The 22124-nt window shown below is 70.4% G+C and carries 18 protein-coding genes; 8 read left to right on the forward strand and 10 right to left on the reverse strand.

What is annotated here, in order from left to right; all coding sequences use genetic code 11:
- The first annotated feature begins 282 nt into the window (after positions 1–282).
- From PQI07_RS19915 to PQI07_RS19930, 4 genes are all read left to right on the forward strand, one after another.
- The gene (locus PQI07_RS19915; RefSeq protein WP_274927263.1) at positions 283–1473 is read left to right on the forward strand and encodes an aspartate aminotransferase family protein; all 1191 of its coding nucleotides are present in this window, start codon (positions 283–285) and stop codon (positions 1471–1473) included.
- Positions 1474–1641: 168 nt separating this feature from the next.
- Positions 1642–2622, forward strand: a complete 981-nt coding sequence (argF, locus tag PQI07_RS19920; RefSeq protein WP_051045020.1) for an ornithine carbamoyltransferase — start codon at positions 1642–1644, stop codon at positions 2620–2622.
- 273 nt (positions 2623–2895) lie between these two features.
- Positions 2896–3939, forward strand: coding sequence for an Hsp33 family molecular chaperone (locus tag PQI07_RS19925; RefSeq protein WP_274927264.1), 1044 nt, complete (start codon positions 2896–2898; stop codon positions 3937–3939).
- Positions 3940–4108: 169 nt separating this feature from the next.
- Positions 4109–5359, forward strand: a complete 1251-nt coding sequence (locus PQI07_RS19930) for a hypothetical protein (RefSeq protein WP_274927265.1) — start codon at positions 4109–4111, stop codon at positions 5357–5359.
- A 220-nt stretch (positions 5360–5579) separates the two neighbouring features.
- Here the strand turns inward: PQI07_RS19930 and speG are convergent, their stop codons facing one another.
- From speG to apaG, 3 genes are read right to left on the reverse strand one after another with little or no spacing between them, the layout of a single operon-like run.
- Complete coding sequence (speG, locus tag PQI07_RS19935) at positions 5580–6149, reverse strand: spermidine N1-acetyltransferase (RefSeq protein ID WP_078946951.1); 570 nt, start codon at positions 6147–6149, stop codon at positions 5580–5582.
- On the reverse strand, positions 6146–7315 hold the full coding sequence (argE, locus tag PQI07_RS19940) for an acetylornithine deacetylase (RefSeq protein WP_043384180.1): 1170 nt from the start codon (positions 7313–7315) through the stop codon (positions 6146–6148). Before argE ends, speG begins: the two co-directional genes overlap by 4 nt.
- Before the next feature lie 34 nt (positions 7316–7349).
- Positions 7350–7742 carry a Co2+/Mg2+ efflux protein ApaG gene (gene apaG, locus PQI07_RS19945; RefSeq protein ID WP_043355208.1) on the reverse strand — a complete coding sequence of 131 codons (393 nt, stop codon included), beginning with the start codon at positions 7740–7742 and terminating at the stop codon, positions 7350–7352.
- A gap of 275 nt (positions 7743–8017) precedes the next feature.
- On the opposite strand from apaG, the gene PQI07_RS19950 reads away from it, so the two are divergent.
- A complete protein-coding gene (locus tag PQI07_RS19950) occupies positions 8018–9142 on the forward strand; it encodes a 2'-deoxycytidine 5'-triphosphate deaminase (protein ID WP_043355214.1) in 1125 nt (374 codons plus the stop codon).
- Between the two features lie 35 nt (positions 9143–9177).
- A complete protein-coding gene (locus tag PQI07_RS19955) occupies positions 9178–9639 on the forward strand; it encodes an Lrp/AsnC family transcriptional regulator (protein ID WP_012319278.1) in 462 nt (153 codons plus the stop codon).
- A 22-nt stretch (positions 9640–9661) separates the two neighbouring features.
- Here PQI07_RS19955 and PQI07_RS19960 read toward each other — a convergent pair whose 3' ends face one another.
- The 7 genes from PQI07_RS19960 to PQI07_RS19990 all read right to left on the reverse strand — a co-directional run bounded on the left by PQI07_RS19960 (position 9662) and on the right by PQI07_RS19990 (position 20146).
- Positions 9662–10183: a cysteine dioxygenase gene (locus PQI07_RS19960; RefSeq protein ID WP_274927266.1), complete on the reverse strand. Its 522-nt coding sequence runs from the start codon at positions 10181–10183 to the stop codon at positions 9662–9664.
- A 336-nt stretch (positions 10184–10519) separates the two neighbouring features.
- Complete coding sequence (gene pgl, locus PQI07_RS19965; RefSeq protein ID WP_075380258.1) at positions 10520–11245, reverse strand: 6-phosphogluconolactonase; 726 nt, start codon at positions 11243–11245, stop codon at positions 10520–10522.
- 65 nt (positions 11246–11310) lie between these two features.
- Positions 11311–12288, reverse strand: coding sequence for a phosphogluconate dehydrogenase (NAD(+)-dependent, decarboxylating) (gnd, locus tag PQI07_RS19970; RefSeq protein WP_182593141.1), 978 nt, complete (start codon positions 12286–12288; stop codon positions 11311–11313).
- A gap of 111 nt (positions 12289–12399) precedes the next feature.
- Positions 12400–15246, reverse strand: a complete 2847-nt coding sequence (locus PQI07_RS19975) for a bifunctional transaldolase/phosoglucose isomerase (RefSeq protein ID WP_043384165.1) — start codon at positions 15244–15246, stop codon at positions 12400–12402.
- 234 nt (positions 15247–15480) lie between these two features.
- The gene (gene tkt, locus PQI07_RS19980; RefSeq protein ID WP_274927267.1) at positions 15481–17556 is read right to left on the reverse strand and encodes a transketolase; all 2076 of its coding nucleotides are present in this window, start codon (positions 17554–17556) and stop codon (positions 15481–15483) included.
- On the reverse strand, positions 17553–19442 hold the full coding sequence (locus PQI07_RS19985; RefSeq protein ID WP_274927268.1) for a glycoside hydrolase family 15 protein: 1890 nt from the start codon (positions 19440–19442) through the stop codon (positions 17553–17555). Before PQI07_RS19985 ends, tkt begins: the two co-directional genes overlap by 4 nt.
- A 107-nt stretch (positions 19443–19549) precedes the next feature.
- Positions 19550–20146 (reverse strand): hypothetical protein, encoded by a 597-nt coding sequence (locus tag PQI07_RS19990; RefSeq protein ID WP_274927269.1) that lies wholly within the window; start codon positions 20144–20146, stop codon positions 19550–19552.
- Between the two features lie 222 nt (positions 20147–20368).
- Between PQI07_RS19990 and PQI07_RS19995 the strand changes: the two genes are divergently transcribed.
- Both PQI07_RS19995 and PQI07_RS20000 read left to right on the forward strand, forming a co-directional pair.
- Positions 20369–20956, forward strand: coding sequence for an ANTAR domain-containing response regulator (locus tag PQI07_RS19995; RefSeq protein ID WP_043353887.1), 588 nt, complete (start codon positions 20369–20371; stop codon positions 20954–20956).
- On the forward strand, positions 20953–21954 hold the full coding sequence (locus PQI07_RS20000; RefSeq protein ID WP_274927270.1) for a CmpA/NrtA family ABC transporter substrate-binding protein: 1002 nt from the start codon (positions 20953–20955) through the stop codon (positions 21952–21954). Before PQI07_RS19995 ends, PQI07_RS20000 begins: the two co-directional genes overlap by 4 nt.
- Positions 21955–22124: the final 170 nt, after the last annotated feature.

Below are 22124 nucleotides of genomic sequence, written 5' to 3' on the forward strand. Positions count from 1 at the left end.
GCGGCCTCGATGACCGGCCGCGGCGGCGGCCGTCCAGCCTCCTTTTCGCGGGCTCGCGATTCGCCGACGGCGCACGGCAAAGCCGCGGATTTGTCCCAGAGATCAGCTCTGTCCGTGCTCCGTGCAGGCCTGCCCGGCGGGCCCACCTGACATTGAAACGTTGACAGGAGCCGGCTCTTTCATAGTAATCGCGCGCGTGCCGCCCAGGACTGAGGCGGCACTTTCATTTGGAGCCGGCTCAACGCTGGCTCCCGGATCCTGCATGAAACGGAGATGGGACCCGTGACGTCAGCCCTTCTGCCGACCTACGTCCGCGCGCCGCTCGCCTTCGAGCGCGGCGAGGGCGCCTGGCTCGTGACGGAGGGCGGCGAGCGATACCTCGATTTCGGCGCCGGCATCGCGGTGAACGGCCTCGGCCACGCCCATCCGCACCTCGTCGGCGCGCTCACCGAGCAGGCGGGCAAGATCTGGCACACCTCGAACCTGTTCCAGATCCCCGGCGGCGAACGCCTCGGGCAGCGGCTCGTCGATGCGACCTTCGCGGACGTGGTGTTCTTCTGCAACTCGGGCGCGGAAGCCAACGAGGCGGCGATCAAGATCGCCCGCAAGTACCACGCGGCCGACGGCCATCCGGAGCGGTACCGGATCGTCACCTTCGCGGGCGCCTTCCACGGGCGGACGCTGGCGACCCTCGCGGCCGGCGGACAGCAGAAGTACATTGAGGGGTTCGGGCCGAAGGTCGAGGGGTTCGATCAGGTCCCGGCCGGCGACTGGGCGGCGCTGGAGGCGGTGATCGGGCTGGAGACGGCGGCACTGATGATCGAGCCGATCCAGGGCGAGGGCGGCGTGCGGGTGATTCCCCACGCGGACCTGCGCCGGCTGCGCGAGATCTGCGACGCGAAGGGCCTGCTTCTGATCATGGACGAGGTCCAGACCGGCGTCGGCCGCACCGGCCGGCTGTTCGCCCATGAATGGTCCGGCATCACGCCGGACATCATGAGCGCGGCCAAGGGCATCGGCGGCGGCTTTCCCCTCGGCGCCTGCCTCGCCACCCGCGAGGCGGCCCGCGGCATGACCGCCGGCACGCACGGCACCACCTTCGGCGGCAACCCCCTCGCCATGGCGGTGGGCAACGCCGTGCTGGACGTCGTGCTGGAGGAGGGCTTCCTCGATCGCGTCGCCCGCTCCGGCCTGCTGCTCAAGCAGAAGCTCGCGGCTTTGCGCGATCGCCATCCGCACGTCATCGAGGAGATCCGCGGCGAGGGGCTGATGCTCGGCCTCAAGCTCGGCGTGCCGAACACGGATTTCGCCGCCGCCGCGCGGGACGCGCACCTGCTGGTGATCCCGGCGGGCGACAACATCGTCCGCCTGCTGCCGCCGCTGACCATCGGCGAGACCGAGATCGACGAGGCGGTCCGGCGCCTGGACGCGGCGGCGTCCAGCTTCGAGGCCGTGCGCGGCGCGGCCGAGTAGGACCGATCCGAGAGTTTCAGAACACCGCCCTCCGGATGCCGGGGGGCGGCCCGAAGCATTTCCGGGCGCGGTCGATCCCGCCGCGCCTGACGGAGATGCCCCTGCCAGGAGGTAGAGTGCGGTTCATGATCAGGTGATCGTTGAGCAGACTCTAGTTATTGTGACGCGATGAAAGCCCAGATTGACGGCCGGGCACAGGCCCCGGCCAGGCACCTGAACGGTGCCGGCCCTCGTCATTTCCTCGATCTGAAGGACTTTTCCGGAGCAGAGCTGCGCCGGGTCCTCGATGCCAGCGCCGCCATCAAGGGGCGCCGTCGGAAGGGCGAACTGGCCGCGGAGCGCCCCCTCACGGGCAAGACCCTGGCAATGGTGTTCGACCGGCCCTCGACCCGCACCCGCGTGTCCTTCGACGTGGCGATGCGCGAGCTCGGCGGCGAGACCTTGATGCTCACCGGCTCGGAGATGCAGCTCGGGCGCGGCGAGACCATCGGCGACACCGCGCAGGTGCTGTCCCGCTTCGTCGACGCGATCATGATCCGCATCCTCGACCACGGTCAGATGCTGGAACTGGCCGAGTACGCCACCGTCCCGGTGATCAACGCCCTGACCAAGGTCTCGCACCCCTGCCAGATCATGGCCGACGTGCTGACCTTCGAGGAGCATTGCGGACCGATCAAGGGCCGCAAAGTGGCCTGGTCCGGCGATGCCAACAATGTGCTGGCGAGCTGGGTCCATGCGGCCGCGCGGTTCGACTTCACGCTCAACATCGCGAGCCCGCCCGAGCTGGCCCCGCCCCCCGCGCTCCTCGCCTGGGCGCAGCAGGAGGGCGCCGACATCCACGTCACCACCGACGCCTTCGCGGCGGTGGAGGGCGTCGATGCCGTGGTCACCGATTGCTGGGTGTCGATGGGCGACGACGACGAGGCCCACCGGCACAACCTGCTCAGCCCCTATCAGGTCAACGCCAAGCTGATGGCGGCGGCGAATCCGGACGCGATCTTCATGCACTGTCTCCCGGCCCATCGCGGCGAGGAAGTGACGGCCGACGTGATGGACGGCCCGCGCTCCGTGGTGTTCGACGAGGCCGAGAATCGCCTGCACGCGCAGAAGGGCATCCTGGCCTGGTGCCTGGGCGCGAACGGGCTCTGATCCGGTCGATGTCACCGGCCTCGCGCTGGCGGGGTCGGTGCACCATATGGGCGTGAGCGGTCGGCCGGTGCCGTCCGCCTCCCCATCATGGCTGCCGTCAGGCGGCATCCCGGCGACGGACGGCGCGCAGCGCGGCGGCTCCGACTCCGGGCCGGTCGGGGTGAGGGATCCGATCGCTCCGCCAAGGTCATCGCCTCACGCCGCCCGGTCCGCCGGGAGGACGGATCCACGCCTCGCCGGCACGACATGCCGGACGCATCGATCGGAGAGGGCATGACCTCAGGAACCCAGTCGCATTCCCCGTCTCATTCCCCGTCGCAGCCCGAGAATGCCGGCAACGGCCAGGCAGGGGCGGACGATGCCGTGCTGCCCTTCGCCGTCGAGGCGCTGGACGTGCGCGGACGCGTCGTGCGGCTCGGTCCCGCCGTGGATACGATCCTGCGCCGCCACGGCTATCCGGACCCGGTGGCACGCCTCCTCGGCGAGGCGGCGGCGCTGACGGTGCTGCTCGGCTCCTCCCTCAAGTTCGAGGGCCGGTTCCAGCTCCAGACCAAGACCGACGGTCCGGTCGCGATGATCGTGGTCGATTTCGAGGCCCCGGACCGGCTGCGCGCCACCGCGCGGTTCGACCCGGCGCGCGTGGCCGCCCTCGGCACCGGCCCGCTCGCGGATTCCGACCTGATCGGCACCGGCCATCTGGCCATGACCATCGACCAGGGCACGGCCGCCAGCCGCTACCAGGGCGTCGTGGCCCTCGAGGGCCAGAGCCTGGAGGAGGCCGCGTATCAGTACTTCCGGCAGTCGGAACAGATCCCCACGCAGGTGCGCCTTGCCGTGGCCGAGGTCGTGGAGGAGGGGGCCGGACGCTGGCGGGCCGGCGGGCTGCTCGTGCAGTTCCTGCCGCAGTCGGTGGACCGGGCGCGCCTCGCCGATCTGCCGCCGGGCGACATCCCGGAGGGGCACAGGCATCTCTCGGGCGAGGCACCGGAGGACGATGCCTGGGTCGAGGCCCGCTCGCTGGTCGCCACGATCGAGGATCACGAACTCGTCGATCCGCATGTCTCAAGCGAGCGGCTGCTCTACAGGCTGTTTCACCAGCGCGGGGTGCGGGTGTTCGACCGCCAGCCGGTCCGGGAGACCTGCCGCTGCTCGCGTGAGCGCGTGATGGGCATGATCCGCTCGTTCTCCCCGCAGGAGCGCCACGACATGGTGGCCGATGACGGACGCATCGTCATCACCTGCGAGTTCTGCTCCCGGCGCTACGATCTCGATCCCCAGGAGGTCGAGGCGGAGGTTGCCGGACAGCCGACCCAGTAGAGCGCCGATCGGCGCAAGCACGGGTCCGCAGACCCGTGCTTATGGCCAAGCTTTTCCGCGCGAAACGCACGAAGATCGGTATTCGTTGCGTGAATTTTTGGATCCTCCAGTCTGAACCGTTTCGCGACCTTCGACGTTGCGTGGCAGATTCAACATTGGAGGTTTCGCCATGCGGAAGATGTCGATTGGTTTGGCTGCGCTGCTGATCAGCACCTCGGCCTATGCCCAGCAGGGTGGCGCCGAGATGGGCGGGCGTGGCGGTCAGGGGGCTGCCGAGTCCAGCATGAAGGCCGGCGGCGGCGAGCGCGGCGGGATGCAGGGTGGCGCGCAGGGCGACATGAAGGCCGGCCGCCAGGCGGGCTCCGAGCGCGGGGCCGCCGAGACGGGCCGGTCCGCGCAGGGCCGTGAGGCCGGCGGCGAGGGTCGCATGGCCCAGGACAAGGATCGGGCCGGTGCCGAGCGTGGCGGTCGGGATGGCGACCGCGCCGAGCGGAATGAGCGCGGCGATCGCACCGGCGACCGCGCCGAGCGCGGCGACCGGCACGGTGATCGACATGGCGACCGTCATGGCGAGCGGCGTGGCGACCGTGCTGATTTCCGCGGTCGGACGGATGTGAGCCGTACCGATGTCCGGTCCGAGCGCTTCGAAGGCGGCTTCCGCCGTGAGGGGCGCTACGTGTTCATCGGTGGCCGCCGCGTCGTGTACGGCTCCCCCGAGTATCGGCGCCTGATCGTCACCGAGAACCGTGGCCCGCGCGTCCGCTATGTCGTCATTCGCGGCCAGCGCGTCCTCTACGGTTCGCCCGAGTACCGTCGTCTCGTCAGCATCCGCGAGACCGGACCCCGCGCGCGATACGTCGTCGTCCGCGGCCAGCGCGTCCTCTACGGTTCGCCCGAGTACCGTCGCCTCGTCTCGGTCCAGGAGGATCGCTTCGTGACAATCCGCGGTCAGCGGGTGCGCTACGGCTCCGCGGAATATCGCCGTCTCAGCGGCGGCGGCGCGGTCAGCGCGAGCTTCCGCTCCGAGCAGCGGGCCGGCGCGCGCTTCGACAACCGCGGCGGCCGGGACGGCATCCGCGACGTCTCGCGGACCGAGGGTCGCAACGACAACCGGACGGACCGCAACGACCGCGGCCAGGATCGCGGCATGGATCGGGCCGCCGGTCGGGACGGCAAGATGGACGGCAAGACGGGCGGCAAGACGGACGGCATGCGCAACAGCGACATGCGCGGCGGCCAGCAGGACGGCATCCGCAACGCGTCGGATCGCGGCGGCCAGGCGGGCGGCATGAAGTCCGGCGCCGAAGGCGGCCGGATGGGCGGCGCCGAGCGTGGCGGCATGAACGGCGGCAAGGCCGGCATGGACGGCGCGCAGGGTGCGGGCCGGTCGGGCGGTCAGGCGGGTGCCGGCCGCAACTGACGGCGACGATCAGGGGGAGGAGCCGTGGCGCTCCTCCCCCCTTCTGTCTCGGTCGAGGGCCTGATGCCCCGTCTCAGGACGCGGAGCGAGGCCGGTCGGTGAACATCCGCCGTCCGGCCTCGCGAGCCCGGACGTGCGGGATTGACTCGGCGACAATGCTCGACGGCGTCGCGGCTGATGCGAGGGGCTGCCTCGTCCCCGGCCCTCCGGCCGAACGGTCTCACGCCTTCAGGACGGGCTCCGCGATGTCGCCGCCCCCGCCGCGGGCCCTGAGATATTCGGGCTGGAACAGGCACATCCGCACGGCGTCGCGGTAGCGCCCGTTCACGAAGAACTCGTCCTTGAGCACGCCCTCGGGATGGAAGCCGCAGCGCTCGTAGATCCGCACGGCCCGGGCATTGTCCCGGTCGACGTGCAGGTAGAGCTTGTGGATGTTGAGCACGCTGAAGGCGTAATCCATGGCGATCCGGGTGGCCTGCCACGCGTAGCCGCGCCCCTGGAAGCTCGGATGGATCGCGATCTGGAACTCGCAGCGCCGGTGCAGGTGGTTGATCTCGACCAGCTCGATCAGTCCGGCCGGTTCTCCGCTCGGATCGGCGACGATGAAACGGCGCTCGGTCTGATTGTGGATGTTGCGCTCGTAGAGCTGCTGGAGTTCGGCGAAGGACTCGTAGGCCTCCTCGAACCAGTAGCGCATGATGCTGTCGTTGTTGTTGAGCTGGTGGACGAAACGCAGGTCCTCCCGCTCCAGCGGTCGCAGCTTGATGGTGATTCCGCTCATCGCGTTCATGACGCACACGCCTCGATCAGGTTGCGCAGGAACCGCTCACCCTGGCCGAGGGCGTCGAGGGTGATGAACTCGTCGGGCTGGTGCGCCTGGGCGATGTCGCCGGGGCCGCAGACCACCGTCGGGAGGCCCGCCGCCTGGAACCGTCCGGCCTCGGTGGCGTAGGGGACGGCGACGGTATGGTTGCGTCCGGCGAGACGCAGGCAGAGCCGCTCGGCCTCCGAGCCCGGCTCGGGGGCCAAGCCCGGGATGTCCACCTCCTCAAGGGTCTCGATCCGCCCATACGCGCCGTAGCGGTTCAGGCGCTCGCGGGTGACCCGATCGACCTCCTGGGCGAAGAGGCGCGGAATTTCGGCCGGGTCGAGATCCGGGAGGCCGCGATACTCCCAGAGGAAGCGGCACTCCTTGGCCAGGATGTTCCGGGCGGTCCCGCCTTGGATCGTCCCCACATGGACCGTGGTCGAGGCCGGGTCGAACCGCCCGGACGGGTCGCCGCGCTCGATCATCAGATCGGCGATCCGGTTGAGGCCGGCCACGAGATCGCAGGCGGCCGAGACGGCGTTCGCCCCGAGGGCGGGACGGGCCGAATGGGCCTCATGGCCGTGAACCGTGGTGAGGCAGGTGACGATGCTCTTGTGGGCGTCTGCCACCTCCATGCCGGTGGGCTCGCCGACGATCACCGCGGCGGGCCGCGGCAGGTCGGCGCCGAACCGCGCGATCCCGTCCATGGATCCGAGACAGGTCGTCTCCTCATCGTAGGAGAGCAGGATGTGGATCGGCCGCTTCAGGCCGGCGGCGAGCATGTCGGGCACCAGGGCCAGGGCCAGCGCGTCGAAACCCTTCATGTCGACCGCGCCCCGCCCGTAGGCCCGGCCGTCGGCAAGGCGCAGCGTGAACGGGTCGCTGGTCCAGGCCTGCCCCGTCACCGGCACCACGTCGGTATGTCCGGACAGGACGACGCCGCCATCGACCATCGGCCCGATCGTGGCGAGGACGGCCGCCTTGTCGCCCCCAGGGTTCGGCAGATGCAGATACGGGACGTTCCAGCCGCCCAGATAATCGCAGACGGCCTCGATCAGCGGGAGGTTGGACTTGTCGCTCTCCGTGTCGAAGGACACGAGGCGGGCGAGCATGTCGAGCGGGCTGAGCCGCTCGCCGGTCGCGGACATGGATTCCTCCGGGGCGAGGCCCCGGGCCGGGACCTCAGTGCAGGCTGCGGCGGACGTGCGGGCTGTCGAGGGAGAAGGCGGGGATCTCGGCCTCGAAGCTCTCGCCGGCCACCGTCGCCATGGTGTAGCTGCCGGCCATCAACCCGTCGGGCGTGTTGAGGGGACAGCCGCTGGTGTAGCAGAAGGACTCGCCCGGCTCCAGCACGGGCTGCTTCCCGACCACGCCGGTGCCGCGCACCTCCTGGCAGGCGCCGTGGCCGTCGATGATGCGCCAATGCCGCGAGCGCAGCTGAACCTGCTCGCTGCCGTTGTTCACGATCTCGACCGTGTAGGCGAAGAAGTAACGGCTCTCATTCGGCGAGGATTCCTCCTCGACGAAGCGAGATTGCACGGTCACACTAATTCCCCGCGTCTCGGCCTTGTACATCGCCCTATTTGGCCCTTCTTCGGACTGTGCGATTCGCAGAAGCCGAAAGGAACGCGCTTCCTGGCCGGTCGTAGTAGGCGGCGGAATCGCCGTCAATTGCGGCGGACTACCTCGCGTCGTCCCGATCCCGGCCCCGGGCCGGGCGCCGCGACCGGCCGGGTCGCGGCGCCGACATGACGCGGCCCTCGGAAGCGGTTAAGCCCGCGTTAGCGGGTCCCGGCCGACAACGCTCGCCGACGCGGACCTGCCGGGCGCGCGAAGGAGTCATGGGCGCGATGAACGCGGGCGCAGCCACGGGAGCCGCCGATTCGGGCGCGGATGGCCGGTCCGGCATTCTGCCGGCCCAGGCGATCGCCGCCCTGGCCAGGGCGGGCGGGATCCGCGCCGCGACGCCCTTCGCGCCCGACCAGATCCAGCCCGCGAGCCTCGACCTGCGCCTGGGTGCCAAGGCCTACCGGGTGCGGACGAGCTTCCTGCCGGGCTCCGGCCGGACGGTCCAGGCCTGCGTCGACCGGCTGTCGCTGCACGCCGTCGACCTGCGACCGGGTGCCGTCCTGGAGACGGGCTGCGTCTACATCGCCGAGCTGCAGGAGAGCCTCGCCTTGCCGGGCGATCTCGCGGCGGCGGCCAACCCCAAAAGTTCGACCGGGCGCATCGACGTCTTCACCCGGGTCATCACCGACCGGGGCGAGGCCTTCGATCAGGTGGAGCCCGGCTATGACGGGCCGCTCTACGCGGAGATCTCGCCGCGCACCTTCCCGGTCCTCGTGCGGACCGGCTCGCGCCTGTCGCAGATCCGCTTCCGCCGCGGGGCGCCACGGCTGACCGAGGCCGAGCTCGGCCTGCTCCATGCCCGCTCGGCGCTGGTCGACGTGGGCAGTCCGTCCCTTCAGGGCGGTGTGGCGGTCTCGGTGGACCTCTCCGGCTTCGACGGCCTCGTCGGCTATCGGGCGAAGCGCCATACCGGCCTCGTGGACGTGGACGCCCCCGGCCGTCATCGCGCCGCGGATTTCTGGGAGCCCCTGGCGGCCGACGGATCGGGCAGCCTGATCCTCGATCCCGGGCAATTCTACATCCTGGCCTCCAAGGAAGCGGTCCAGGTGCCGCCGGACCATGCCGCCGAGATGGTGCCGTTCGATCCGCTGGTGGGCGAGTTCCGGGTCCACTACGCCGGCTTCTTCGATCCGGGCTTCGGCTATGCCGGAGCCGGCGGGGAGGGGGCGCGGGCCGTCCTGGAAGTCCGCTCCCGCGACGTGCCGTTCCTGCTGGAGGACGGGCAGATCGTCGGCCGCCTCGTCTACGAGCGCATGCTCGACCTCCCGGAGACGCTCTACGGGGCGGGGGCGGGGTCGAACTACCAGGCCCAGGGCCTCAAGCTCTCGAAGCACTTCGCGTTGTAATCCGGCCCGGAGCCGTCGACGGGAGCATCGTTGGCATGGACGCGGTGGACCGGAAGATCCTGGACCTCCTCCAGCAGGACGCGACCCTCCCGGTGGCCGAACTCGCCGAGCAGGTCGGGATCAGCGCGGCCCCCTGCTGGCGCCGGGTGAAGAAGCTGGAGGCCTCCGGCGTGATCCGGCGCCGGGTCGCCCTGGTGGATCGCCGCAAGGTCAACGTCCCCACCACGGTGTTCGTGGCCGTGAAGGCGCCCCGTCACGCCGCCGACTGGTCCGACGCGTTCCGGCGGGTCGTCGCCGGCTTCCCGGAGATCGTCGAGGCGTGGCGCCTGACCGGCGAGATCGACTACCTTTTGCGGATCGTGGTGCCGGACATCGAGGCCTACGACGCGGTCTACCAGCGCCTCATCGCCAAGCTCGACTTCTCGAACCTGTCCTCCTCCATCGCCATGGAGGAGATGAAGTACACGACCGCGGTCCCGACGATCTACGTGGCGTGACGCGGTCGCTCCGCGGCGCGACTCAGCCCGCCGCGACCGCGTAGGTCCGGTGGATCGACGAATCCTGCGCCCGGTGGTCGTAGCCGTAGACGTGGATCGAGACGGCCGCGTCCGGCCCGTCATTGGCGATCCGGTGCAGGTTCGGTCCCGACGGCATCATGCAGGCGACGAAGCCGGGCTCGCGGACGACGTCCTGCGTCGCCACCGCGTGGGTCTCGCTGATCGGGCGGTACCACGTTTCCCGCAGCCGGCCGCGCAGCAGGCCGAAGCAGCACGAGCAGTGATGGTCGTGGACCGGCGTCGCCGCGCCCGGCGCCCACACCATCGCCCAGACGCTGATCGCCTCGGTGCCGAACAGCAGATTGCGGCTCAGGCCCGGACCGCGGCCGACCAGCCGCGACGGGTCGAGGAGATCCGGCTGGGTCAGGATGCGGACCAGCGTGGCCCGGGCCGCGGCCAGATAGGCCTCCGGCGAGCGGCCCGCGGAACGGGCGAGGCTCGCCATCATCGCCTCGACATCGGTCGGGATGGTCGTCTGCGGCATCGGCGGGTCTCCTTCGGCGCCCTTCACGCGGCGCCCTTCACGCGGCGCCCTTCACGAGGCTGCGCGAAGCGTACCGCAGGCCTGACGGCGCGGGGTTGCGTTCTTGACCGCGATGTCGCCCGAGCGAGCAATGGGATTGCGCCACGCGGCGATCGGACGAAATCCCGTTGCGCGCCCTCCGCTATCCCGGCGAAGCCGATGCCGTCGTGACGGAACTGGGCGTGCCGTCGGCGAACGTCCGGCCGTCCCGACGCCATAGCTGTCCGGGGATCGGTTCCTGCCGGGAAAAGGCGGCGGATGAGCCCGCGATGCCGCCGGCGAGAACCTCCGAGGGTGTCAGCCGGCCGCGGCCTCGTCGAGCAGCCACGCCACGGCGCCCGTGCTGGTCACACGGCCGGCGGGCAGGCTCTCGCCCGCGGCGAGCCGGGCGAGGGGCGCCCGCTTGCCGGCGCCGGTGACCAGAAACAGCACGTGCCGCGAGGAGGCGAGCGCCGGCAGCGTCAGGCTGATCCGCGGGACGAACGGCTCCAGGCCGGCCTCGGGCACGGGGACGACGAGCCGCCGGGCCTCGTCGGCGGCAGGCGTGCCGGGAAACAGCGAGGCGGTGTGCCCGTCCTCGCCGAGGCCGAGCAGAACGAGATCGAACAGCGGCCGCGCCGGATCGAGGCGCTCGGCGCCGTAGAAGTCGAGAAGCGTCCGCTCATAGGCGCGGGCGCCCGCGTCCGGGCCTGCGTCGGACGGGATGAAGTGGAGGTGCGTCGGCGGGATCGGGGCACCGTGCCCGAACGCCTCCCGGACCATCCGGACATTGCTGCGCGGATCGTCCCACGGCACCGCGCGATCATCCCCGAAGAACCAGTGGATTCGCGCCCAGGGGAGTCGGGTCGCGTAGTCCGGCCCCGAGAGCAGGCCGTACAGCACCTTGGGCGTCGAACCGCCCGAGAGGCAGATCGCGATCCGCTCGGACCGGCTCTCGCCGCAGGCCTCGATGAGCCGCTCGGCCGCCGCGCGGGCGACCGCCTCCGGATCCTTCAGGATGTGGCTTCCGACGGGAAGGCTCATGGGTGACGGCCCTGCGGCTCCGGGGGTCGGACGGGTCGGTCTGCGGGCGGCCTGAGGCGGCCGGCTCAGCCCTTCGGCTCCTGGTGGCCGCCGAAGCCCTTGCGCATCGCCGAGAGCAGCTTGTCGGCGTAGCTCGCGTGCTCCCGGGAGCGGAAGCGGCGGTAGAGGGCGGCGGAGAGCACCGTCGCCGGGACGCCTTCCTCGACGGCGGCGTTGATGGTCCAGCGGCCCTCGCCCGAATCCTCCACGTAGCCGGAGAAGTCGGTGAGCTGCTCGTCGCCCGCCAGCGCCTGGGCGGTCAGGTCGAGGAGCCACGACGAGACGACGCTGCCGCGCCGCCAGACCTCGGCGATGTCGCCCATGTTCAGGTCGAAGCGGCGCTCGGCCGGCAGCTCCTGGGCATTGGCGTGGCGGAGGATGTCGAACCCCTCGGCATAGGCCTGCATCAGCCCGTACTCGATGCCGTTATGGACCATCTTGACGAAGTGGCCGGCACCGGTCGGCCCGGCATGGATGTAGCCCTGCTCGGCACGCGAGTCGCGCCCCTCGCGGTTCGGCGTCTTGGGGATGTCACCGACGCCCGGCGCCAGGGTCTTGAAGATCGGGTCGAGGCGGTCGACGGTCTCCGTGTCGCCGCCGATCATCATGCAGTAGCCGCGCTCCAGGCCCCAGACGCCGCCCGAGGTGCCGACATCCACGTAGTGCAGGCCCTTCTCCTTCAGAGCGAGCCCACGGCGGACATCGTCACCGTAGAAGGAATTGCCGCCGTCGATGACGCAGTCGCCCGCCTGCATCAGGCCCGACAGCGTCTGGACCGCCTGCTCGGTGATCGCGCCGGCCGGCAACATCACCCAGGCCGCGCGCGGCACCTCCAGCTTGGAGACCAGATCCTCCAGGCTCGATGCGCCGACCGCGCCGGCCTCCACCAGCGCCGCGACGGCCTCCGGGTTCTGGTCGAACACCACGGCCGTGTGTCCGTCGCGCAGGAGACGCCGGACGATGTTGCCGCCCATCCGGCCGAGGCCGATCATGCCGAGTTGCATTGCCGTCATCTCCTCGGGGGTTTTCCTCCCCCGTGCGGGGAGGGGTCAGGGGTGGGGGTGGTGCAGACGGGACCGCTGAGCCTCATCGGGAATCGCCCCCACCTCCGGCGCCTACGCCACGGCAGCCTTGAGGGCCGCCGCGATGCGCTTCAGCCCGGCCTCGAGGTCGCCCTTGATGTGGACCCGCAGCGCCCGCCGGCCCCGCTCGGCCAGCACGGCGAAATCACCCCGCGCCTGCGCGGCCACGACGGTGGCGAAGCCGAGGGAGCGGCCCGGGATCGGCAGGTCCTGCGACGGATCCGCGGTGATCTGCAGGAACACGCCGGTATCCGGGCCGCCCTTGTAGGCCTGACCGGTGGAGTGCAGGAACCGGGGCCCGAACTCCAGGCAGGTCGCCACCTTGCGGGTGTCGCGCACGGCGATCCGTGCCTCCTGGAGGATACCGGCGGCCTCGGCGTTGCGCGGCACGTAGGCGAGCAGCCCGAGGTAATCGCCGTCCTTCAGCCGGGCGATCTGCGCCTTGAGCGCAGGCTCCAGGCCGTCGGTCGCCTGCTTCAACCCGTCCGCGTTCTGCGGGTCGGCGTAGAGGGCGATCGCATCATCCGAGAAGAGCGGCGTCTCCGCGGGGAGGGCGCCGCTCGCCTCGGCTTCGGCGAACAGCTTCTTGGTCTCGACCTTGCTGGCCTCGACGTCGGGCTGGTCGAACGGGTTGATGCCGATCACCGCGCCGGCCACGGCGGTGGCCATCTCCAGCCGGTAGAATTCCTGCGGCAGCTGCTCGACCGAATCGAGGGTGATGCGGGCGATCGGGTGGCCGTCCCGCTCCAGCGCCCGCAGGGCCTCGTCCTGCGCCGCCTCGGCGTTGCCGTCGAGGCGGAGATAGATGAAGAATCGGTCGTGCCCGTAGACCGCCGGAACGCCCACCGGCTCGCCGTCCACGGGAACCAAGCCCTTGCCCTGCTTGCCGGTCGATTCCGCGATCAGCTGTTCGGCCCAGGCGCCGAAGCTCGCGATCGCCGGGGAGGCGACGATCGTCACCTTGTCGCGGCCGGCCAGCGCCGCCGCGCCCATGGCGGTCCCGAGCAGCACGCCCGGGTTCTGGGCCGGAGGCACCGCCGGGCCGCAGGAACGGACCATGATGCGCGCCGTCTCCAGAAGCGCCTTGACGTCGAGGCCCATGGCGGCCGCCGGCACGAGGCCGAAGGCCGAGAGCACCGAGTAGCGCCCGCCGATCTGCTTCACGCCGTAGAAGATGCGCTTGAACCCGTCCGCCTTCGCGGCCCGCTCCATGTCGGAGCCGGGGTCGGTGACGGCCACGAAGTGGTCGCCGGCCCGGTCGCCGAGCACGTCCTTGGCGCGGGCCAGGAAGTAGTCGCGGAAGACGTTGGGCTCCAGCGTCGAGCCGGATTTCGACGCGACGATGAACAGCGTCTTCGCCAGATCGATGCTCGCCTCCAGGGCGCGCACCTGATCCGGGTGGGTCGAGTCGAGGATCTGAAGCTTCGGGAAGCCTTCGCGCTGACCGTAGGTCAGGCTCAGAACCTCCGGGCCGAGGCTCGATCCGCCCATGCCCAACACGACGACGTCGGTGAAGCCTTCCGCCTTCACCCAGTCCGAGAAAGCCGCGTAGTCGGCGGCCTTCTCCAGTTCCTCCTCGACGATGTGCAGCCAGCCGAGCCAGTTCGCCTCGTCATGGCCGGACCAGACCGAGGCGTCACCCGCCCAGAGCCGACGGATCGAGCCGCTCGCGCGCCAGGATTCGACGGTCTTCTTGGCCTCGGCCGCGAGGGTGTCGTCCATGACGAGGCTCTGGCCGTCCAGCCGATGCCCCAGGAGCGCGGTGCGCTTGCCCGCCACGGCGCCGAGCAGGTTGTCGGCGGCGTCGATGAAGAGCTGCACGCCCTCCTTCACCAGCTGCTCGGCGACGGCCTCGATGTCGATGCCGGACCGCGCGAGCTTGGCCATCACGGCCTCGGCGCCGGGCACGTCCTCCTCGATCGTCGCCCGCACCACGCCGTGGTCGCGGAACGCGTCCATGGTGGCGGGCGGCATGGTGTTGACGGTGTTCGGCCCGATCAGCTCCTCGACGTAGAGGACGTCCGAATAGGCCTTGTTCTTCGTGCCGGTGGAGGCCCAGAGCAGGCGCTGCGCCTTGGCGCCCTTCTCGGCCAGGGCCGTCCACTTGGACTCCGCGAAGATCCGCTTGTAGCGCTGGTAGGCGAGCTTGGCGTTGGCGATCGCCACCTTCCCCTTCAGCTGCTCCAGGGCGAATTTCTCGTCGGGATCGTTGGCCTCGGCGATCTTCTCGTCGAGGCGCTTGTCGACCAGGACGTCGATGCGGCTGATGAAGAAGCTCGCCACGCTGGCGACCTTCGAGACGTCGTGGCCGGCCTTCGCGCGCTCGTCCAGCCCGTCGATGAAGGCGCGGGCCACGGCCTCGTAGGCCTCCTGCGAGAACAGGAGGGTGACGTTGATCGAGATGCCCTCGCTGGTGAGCTGCCGGATCGCCGGGATACCCTCCGGTGTGGCCGGCACCTTCACCATCAGGTTGTCGCGGGCGACCGCTTTGTGCAGGCGCCGGGCTTCGGCCAGCGTCTCCTCGGTGTCGAGGGCGAGGTAGGGCGAGACCTCCAGGCTGACATAGCCGTCGGCCCCGTCGCTCGCCTCGTAGACCGGGCGGAGCACGTCGGCGGCCGCCTGGATGTCGGCGATGGCGAGACCCTCGTAGAGGTCGATGACGCGGCTGTCCCCGGTCACCTGAACGGCCTTCAGGCTGTCGTCGTACTCGTCCGAGTGCCCGATCGCCTTCTCGAAGATCGACGGGTTGGAGGTGACGCCGCGCAGGCCGTCGCGCTCGACGAGCTGCTTCAGTTCGCCTTTCTGGATGAAGCCGCGGGCCACGAAGTCGAGCCAGACCGCCTGATCCTGTTCGTCGTGCAGGGCCTTGAGCGCGTTCATGTCGGTTCCTCGTCTCGCGTGCCGCTACTTGCCGGGCGCTCTCCCTCCCCCCTCTGCGGGGGAGGGTGGCCCTCGCGTCAGCGAGGGTCGGGAGAGGGGGACCCGGGTTCAGGGAAGGACGCGGCCTTCATATAAGGACGGCACCGTCCTGTGCACCGTCGCTCCCCTCTCCCGACCCCCTTCGGGGCCTCCCTCCCCCCGCAGAGGGGGGAGGGAGGCGTCGCGCATCAGCTGTTACCGCTTATGCTTGGCCATCTGCGCCTTCGCGGCCTCCAGGACCTTGTCGGGGGTGAAGCCGAATTTGGTCTGGAGATCCTTGATCGGCGCCGAGGCGCCGAAGGTGTGCATGCCGATGATCGCGCCCTCGGAGCCGGCGTAGCGGTCCCAGCCGATGACACTGCCCTGCTCGACGGCCACCCGTGCCTTGACGGCGGGCGGCAGCACCGAGTCGCGGTAGGCCTGATCCTGCCGCTCGAACAGGTCCCAGGACGGCATCGACACCACCCGGGCCTTCACGCCCTCGGCCTTCAGCGCCTCGTAGGCGCCGACGCAGAGCTGCACCTCGGAACCCGAGCCCAGCAGGATGACGTCGGGCGTGCCGTCGCAATCGGCGAGCACGTAGCCGCCCTTGGCGGTGCCGGAGGCCGCGCCGTACCGGGTCCGGTCGAGGGTCGGCAGCGGCTGGCGGGAGAGCGCGAGCACGGCCGGCTGGTTCCTCAGCGAGAAGATCACCCGGTAGGCCTCGGCCACTTCGTTGGCATCGGCCGGGCGCAGGGTCACGAGGCCCGGGATGCAGCGCAGCGACAGCAGCTGCTCGACGGGCTGGTGGGTCGGCCCGTCCTCGCCCACGCCGATCGAATCGTGCGTGAAGATGTGGAAGACCGGCAGCTCCATCAGGGCGGCGAGACGGATCGGCGGGCGCATGTAGTCGGCGAAGACCAGGAAGGTCGCGCCGTAGGCCCGCAGACCCGACAGGCCGAGGCCGTTCACGATCGAGCCCATGGCGTGTTCGCGGACGCCGAAATGCAGGTTGCGGCCGCCCGGCGAGAACGGGCCGAACGAGCCCGCGCCCTCGAAGGTCAGGTTCGACTTGTTGGACGGCGCCAGATCCGCCGAGCCGCCGAGCAGGAACGGCACGTGCTGGGCGATGGCGTTCAGCACCTTGCCGGAGGATTCCCGGGTGGCGAGGCCCTTGGCGTCGGCCTCGAAGACCGGAATGTCCTTGTCCCAGCCGTGCGGCAGGCGGCCTTCCAGGAAGGCGTTCAGGTCCTCGGCGTGGGCGGCATCCGCCGCCTTGGCCTGGCTCAGCAGGCCCTGCCACGCGTCGTAGAGGCCGGCGCCGCGCTTGCCGATCCCATCGCGGAAATTCTCGCGGACGCCGTCCGGGACGAGAAACTGCGCGTCCTCCGGCCAGCCGTAGGCGCGCTTGGCCCCCTTGACCTCGTCTTCGCCCAGCGCGTCCGAGTGGGCCTTGGACGTGCCCTGCTTCTTCGGCGCCCCGTAGCCGATCACCGACTTGACGATGATCAGGGTCGGCCGGTCGTTGGTGGCGAGGAAAGTCTCGATCGAGCCGGCGAGCGCGTGCACGTCGTTGGCGTCCGCAACGCGCAGAACCTGCCAGCCGTAAGCGAGGAACCGGGTGGCCACCTCCTCGCCGAAGGCCAGCTCGGTGTGGCCCTCGATGGTGATGGTGTTGTCGTCGTAGATCCAGCAGAGGTTCGCGAGCCGGAGGTGGCCGGCGAGGGACGCAGCCTCCGAGGCCACGCCCTCCATCAGGTCGCCGTCCGAGCACATCGCGTAGACGTTGTAGTCGAAGAGCGGCAGGTTCGGCCTGTTCAGGTGCTGGCCGAGGAAGCGGCTGCCCATGGCCATGCCGACCGAGTTGGCCACACCCTGGCCGAGCGGGCCGGTGGTGGTCTCGACGCCGGTGGTGAAGTGGTACTCGGGATGGCCCGGGGTCCGGCTGTCCAGCTGGCGGAACTTCTTGATGTCGTCCAGCGACACCGCCGGCGCGTTGCCGCCGTCGCTCTGCGCGACGCCCGCGAGATGCAGCAGCCCGTAGAGCAGCATCGAGGCGTGGCCGCAGGACAGCACGAAGCGGTCGCGGTTCGGCCAGTGCGGATGGGCCGGATCGTAGCGCAGGTAGCGGTTCCACAGGGTGTAGGCGACCGGCGCCAGCGCCATGGGCGCACCGGCATGGCCGGAATTGGCCTTCTGCACCGCGTCGATCGCGAGCGTCCGGATCGTGTTGATGCTGAGCGTATCGATCTCAGCGAGGTCCGCCTTGGCGGGAGTGTCAGCACCGCTCATGATGTCGCGTCTTCCAGTTCGCCTCGCGCGGTCCGTTTCGCGGCTTCGCGCTGCCGTAGGACGGCGGGAGGGGCTCCGTTGGCCTTACCACCCTGCCGATCCGCCGGCCCTTCGCCGCGCGTATAGCTGAGCAGCGTGTTGACGAGCGCGACGTGCGTGAACGCCTGAGGGAAGTTACCCACAAGACGCTTGGCTTGCACGTCGTATTCCTCGCTGACCAGGCCGAGATCGGTGCAGATGCCGATCAGGCGCTCGATCAGCACCCCCGCTTCGTCGCGGCGCCCCAGGCCGATGAGGTTGTCGGCGTACCAGAAGGTGCAGGGCAGGAAAGCCCCCTCGCTGCCCGTCAGGCCGTCGGTCGTATGGCCCTCGGTCTCGTAGCGGAGGATGAACCCGTCCCGCATCAGCCCCTTGCCGATCGCCTCGACGGTGCCGATCACCCGGGGGTCGTCCTGCGGCAGGAAGCCGGTATGGGCGATGAGCAGCAGGCTCGCGTCCAGTGCCTTCGAGCCATAGGACTGGACGAAGCTGTTGAGCGCGGGGTCGAAGCCCTTGGCGCAGACCTCGGCGTGGATCTCGTCCTTGATGGCGCGCCAGCGCTTGGCATGTTCCTCGGTGGCGCCCGATTCGTGCATCTCGTGCATGCGCAGGGCCCGGTCGAACGCCACCCAGGCCATGACCTTGGAATGGGTGAAGTGGCGCCGCCCGCCGCGCACCTCCCAGATCCCCTCGTCGGGCTCGCGCCATGCCTGTTCCAGGTGGCCGAGGATCGCGAGGCCGACCCGCAGGCCGTCCTGGCTCACCGGCAATCCGCGGGCGTGAGCCTGATAGAGCGCGTCGAACAGCTCGCCGTAGACGTCGATCTGGAACTGGCTGGCGGCGGCGTTGCCGATTCGCACGGGCCTCGAATTCTCGTAGCCCGGCAGCCAGTCGAGCTCGATCTCGGGCAAAAGCCGCTCGCCGCCGATCCCGTAGAGGATGTGCGCCTGCTCGGGATTGCCGGCCACGGCCCGAAGCAGCCAGCCCAGCCAGTCCCGGGCCTCGTCGATATAGCCCGCATCCATCAGGGCGATCAGGGTCAGGGTCGAGTCGCGCAGCCAGCAGAACCGGTAATCCCAGTTGCGGATCCCGCCGAGCCCCTCCGGTAGGGACGCCGTGGGCGCCGCCACGATGCCGCCGGTGGGTTCGTAGATCAGCGCCTTGAGGGTCAGCAGGGAGCGCTGGAGCATCCGGTCCCAGGGGGCACCGCCCGCGCAGCGGCACGCCCAATCCCGCCAGTGCTGATCCGTGGCTTCGAGAACCTTGCGAGGCTCGATCGGAGGCGGATCGTCCTCGTGCGAGGCCCCGTAGCTCAGGACGAACCGGTGCTGGTCGCCGGCATGGACCGTGAACTCGGCCACGGTGGTCTGCGCCTCCGATCCCTTGAGATGGACGTCGGAGCGCAGCACGACTTTGTGCGGTCCCGAGACGGCGCGCAGGTCGCCCAGCTCGGAGCGCGACACCCAGGGCACGGCCGAGCCGTAATCGAACCGGACCGCCATCTCCATCCGCATGGCGACCCGCCCGTGCACGCCCTCGACGAGGCGCACGAGATGCGATCCGTCGCCGACGGGCATGAAGTCCGTGACCAGGACCTCGCCGAGCCGCGTGGTGTGCCGCGTCTCCAGGACGAGGCTGCCCGGGCGGTAGGACCACCGGGTCTCGACGTGCTCCGCCTCGGGGAAGATCTTCCAGAAGCCGTGCGCCTCGGTGCCCAGCAGGCTGGTGAACAGGGCGGCCGCGTCGAAGCGCGGCCAGCACAACCAATCGACGCTGCCCTGCCGGCTGATCAGCGCGGCGCTGCGGCAATCCCCGACGAGCGCGTAATCCTCGATGCGTGCAGCCATCCGGCCCCGGCTCCGGTCCGCGGACGGAAGCTCGGTCCATCCGCTGCGACGCACCTAGGACGTCCGTCCACGAGATCCAGAGGTTTGGGGCCGGCCCGCGGATGCGGTCAGCGCAGGCAGTCGGCCACCGCCAGGGCCACCGAGCCCTGAACCGACGCCGCACCTTTGCGCACGAAGTCCGCGGCATCGCCGACCGCCCGGGCCGCAGGGACCAGCGTCTCGACCACCGAGGTGGCGAAGGGCAGGGCCCGCCCAGGGAGCAGCGCATCCTCGGCCGGTTCGGCGGCTTCCGCGCGTCCGGGCGCCATGGGATCGATCGGGCTGCGGGGCGGCTCGGGGCAGCGCCGGCCCGGGCAGGGACGCCGACCCGCCACCGCCACATGGGACGTCGCCCGCGCCGTCGTCGCCGGACGGACGGGCAGGGCCCCCGTCCGCGAGATCGCAGCGTCCAGAGGGTACAGCTCGGCGAACGCGATCGCGGCCGGCGGCCGGATCGGCGACGCCACCGCGGCGACCGGTGCGAAATCCGTGGGTCCGAGAGCGGGGGATCCGCCCGCTCGGGCACCGGGGGGCACCGGATTGGACGACGGGCAGTAGAGCGAGGCCACACCCAGGAGCGCCACGACGGCCAGCGTCGGCAGGAAGGGCATGGACACGCGGCCATTCGCGGCGTCCGTCAGGGCGGGCTGATCTGGCCTGCGCATCCGAATCACCGATCTCCCTGACCACCGTGAGGCGAAGAGAATGCGGCCAGCATTGCGGCGGAAGCTGGACCGTTTCTTTGCGCGGCGGTTACCGGCATCGTACATTGGGATTGCGCGGATGCGTCCGCGGCGGGCCCCGACGCGGGCACGGGCCTTGCTTAGGTCGCGGCGGCCCGAGCCGGGCCGTCCTCCAGAAGAAGACCCGCCCCGTCCCGGGCCAAGATGACCGAATCCAATCTCACCGTCGCCGTGATCGATCCGAGCCGCGCCCGCGCGGCCATTCTGGAGGAGGGCCTGCGCGCCGCCGGAATCGGGCGTGTGGTGGTGATTCCCGATACCGCCGACCTCATGGAACGCGTGGCCGCGCTGAAGCCCGACGTGGTGGTGATCCATCTGGAGAGCCCGAGCCGGGACATCCTGGAGCAGATGTCGGGCGTTTCCCGGCAGGTCGAGCGGCCGGTGGCGATGTTCGTCGACCGCTCGGATTCGACCATGATGCAGGCCGCCGTCGATGCCGGGATCTCCGCCTACGTGGTGGACGGGCTGCGGGCGGAACGGATCAAGTCGATCCTCGACATCGCGATCCTGCGCTTCAACGCCTTCGCGCGCCTCCAGCGCGAGCTGACGGAGGCGCGCAGCGAACTCGCCGACCGCAAGCTGATCGAGCGGGCGAAGGGCATCCTGATGACCATGAAGGGCCTGTCCGAGGACGAGGCGTACAAGCAGCTGCGCCGCAAGGCCATGAACGAGAAGCGCAAGATCGTCGACATCGCCCGGGCGATCGTCACCACCGCGGACCTGCTCGGATGAGGCTCCAGCTCGGCTACGTCCCGCTCTGCGATGCGGCCCCCCTGATCGCGGCCCATGAACTGGGCTTCGCCCGGGCCGAGGGGCTCGACCTCGACCTCACCGCCGAGCCCTCCTGGGCGACCCTGCGCGACCGGCTGGCGCTGGGGCACCTCGACGGCGCGCACATGCTGGCGCCGCTGGCGTTGGCGAGCCGGCTCGCCTTGTCCGGGCCGCCCTCCGACCTGATCGTGCCGCTCCAGCTCAGCACCGACGGCAATGCCCTCACGCTGTCCCGCACCCTCTGGGCGGCGATGGCCCCCGACAGCGAGGCCCTGCCGAATGTCGCCCGCGCCTTCGCGGGCGTCGCGGAGATGCGGCACCGCGCCGGAGACCCGCTCACCCTCGGCACCGTGCATCCCTTCTCGTGCCACAGCTACCAGCTACGGCTGTTCGCCGAAGCCGGGAGCCTCGACCCTGCCGCGTTCCGGACGGTCGTGGTCCCCCCGCAACATTGCGTGGAGGCCCTGGCCCGCGGCCTGGTCGACGGATTCTGCGCCGGCGCACCCTGGAACGACGTGGCGGCCGAGGCCGGGCATGGGCGCATCGCCGTCCACGGCAGCGCCCTCGCGCCGAACGCGACCGAGAAGGTCCTGGCCGTCTCCGCACGGCTCGACGGCGCGATCCTGCCGCTGGTGCGGGCGGTCGCCCGGGCGGGACGCTGGTGCGCGGATCCGGAGAACCGGACCGAGCTGATCCATCGCCTCGCACGCCGGACCTATCTGAATCTCGATCCGGCGTTGGTCGCGCGGACCTTTTCCGACGGTCCGGACGTCATGGCCGGGACGGGTGCGCGTCTCCGCTTCGGCGCGGCGATCGAGGAGCCGCGCGCGGCGCAGGCCCGCTGGGTGCTGGAGCAGATGCGCGCCGCGCAGCAGATCCCCGGGCCTTTCGACATCCCGGCGGCGATCACGACCGTCTACAGACCCGACCTTTACCGGCAAGCGGTCGCCGACATCTGAGGCCCGCGACACTTCGCGCCATTCGTCATCGACCCGCAACGCCGGCGCGAACGGCCGCGGAACGTCGGGCGGGCTCGCCCGTTGTGCCTACGCCATGCCTGGATGTCGCAAACTCGAAACTGGATCGTTGATGTCGCATCCGCGCGGGCGGGTCGAACTTCGACGCTACG

It is taken from the genome of Methylobacterium sp. 092160098-2 (assembly GCF_028920805.1).
GTDB lineage: Bacteria > Pseudomonadota > Alphaproteobacteria > Rhizobiales > Beijerinckiaceae > Methylobacterium > Methylobacterium fujisawaense.

Bases quoted from the DNA above. Each gene is read 5' to 3' on its own strand.
- PQI07_RS19955 (WP_012319278.1), top strand. From the start codon at position 9,178: ATGGACGCGGTGGACCGGAAGATCCTGGACCTCCTCCAGCAGGACGCG.
- PQI07_RS19950 (WP_043355214.1), top strand. From the start codon at position 8,018: ATGAACGCGGGCGCAGCCACGGGAGCCGCCGATTCGGGCGCGGATGGC.
- speG (WP_078946951.1), bottom strand. From the start codon at position 6,149: ATGAACGCGATGAGCGGAATCACCATCAAGCTGCGACCGCTGGAGCGG.
- argF (WP_051045020.1), top strand. From the start codon at position 1,642: ATGAAAGCCCAGATTGACGGCCGGGCACAGGCCCCGGCCAGGCACCTG.
- pgl (WP_075380258.1), bottom strand. From the start codon at position 11,245: ATGAGCCTTCCCGTCGGAAGCCACATCCTGAAGGATCCGGAGGCGGTC.
- PQI07_RS19925 (WP_274927264.1), top strand. From the start codon at position 2,896: ATGACCTCAGGAACCCAGTCGCATTCCCCGTCTCATTCCCCGTCGCAG.
- PQI07_RS19990 (WP_274927269.1), bottom strand. From the start codon at position 20,146: ATGCGCAGGCCAGATCAGCCCGCCCTGACGGACGCCGCGAATGGCCGC.
- gnd (WP_182593141.1), bottom strand. From the start codon at position 12,288: ATGCAACTCGGCATGATCGGCCTCGGCCGGATGGGCGGCAACATCGTC.
- tkt (WP_274927267.1), bottom strand. From the start codon at position 17,556: ATGAGCGGTGCTGACACTCCCGCCAAGGCGGACCTCGCTGAGATCGAT.
- PQI07_RS19930 (WP_274927265.1), top strand. From the start codon at position 4,109: ATGCGGAAGATGTCGATTGGTTTGGCTGCGCTGCTGATCAGCACCTCG.
- PQI07_RS19975 (WP_043384165.1), bottom strand. From the start codon at position 15,246: ATGAACGCGCTCAAGGCCCTGCACGACGAACAGGATCAGGCGGTCTGG.
- PQI07_RS19985 (WP_274927268.1), bottom strand. From the start codon at position 19,442: ATGGCTGCACGCATCGAGGATTACGCGCTCGTCGGGGATTGCCGCAGC.
- PQI07_RS19995 (WP_043353887.1), top strand. From the start codon at position 20,369: ATGACCGAATCCAATCTCACCGTCGCCGTGATCGATCCGAGCCGCGCC.
- PQI07_RS19960 (WP_274927266.1), bottom strand. From the start codon at position 10,183: ATGCCGCAGACGACCATCCCGACCGATGTCGAGGCGATGATGGCGAGC.
- PQI07_RS20000 (WP_274927270.1), top strand. From the start codon at position 20,953: ATGAGGCTCCAGCTCGGCTACGTCCCGCTCTGCGATGCGGCCCCCCTG.
- argE (WP_043384180.1), bottom strand. From the start codon at position 7,315: ATGTCCGCGACCGGCGAGCGGCTCAGCCCGCTCGACATGCTCGCCCGC.
- apaG (WP_043355208.1), bottom strand. From the start codon at position 7,742: ATGTACAAGGCCGAGACGCGGGGAATTAGTGTGACCGTGCAATCTCGC.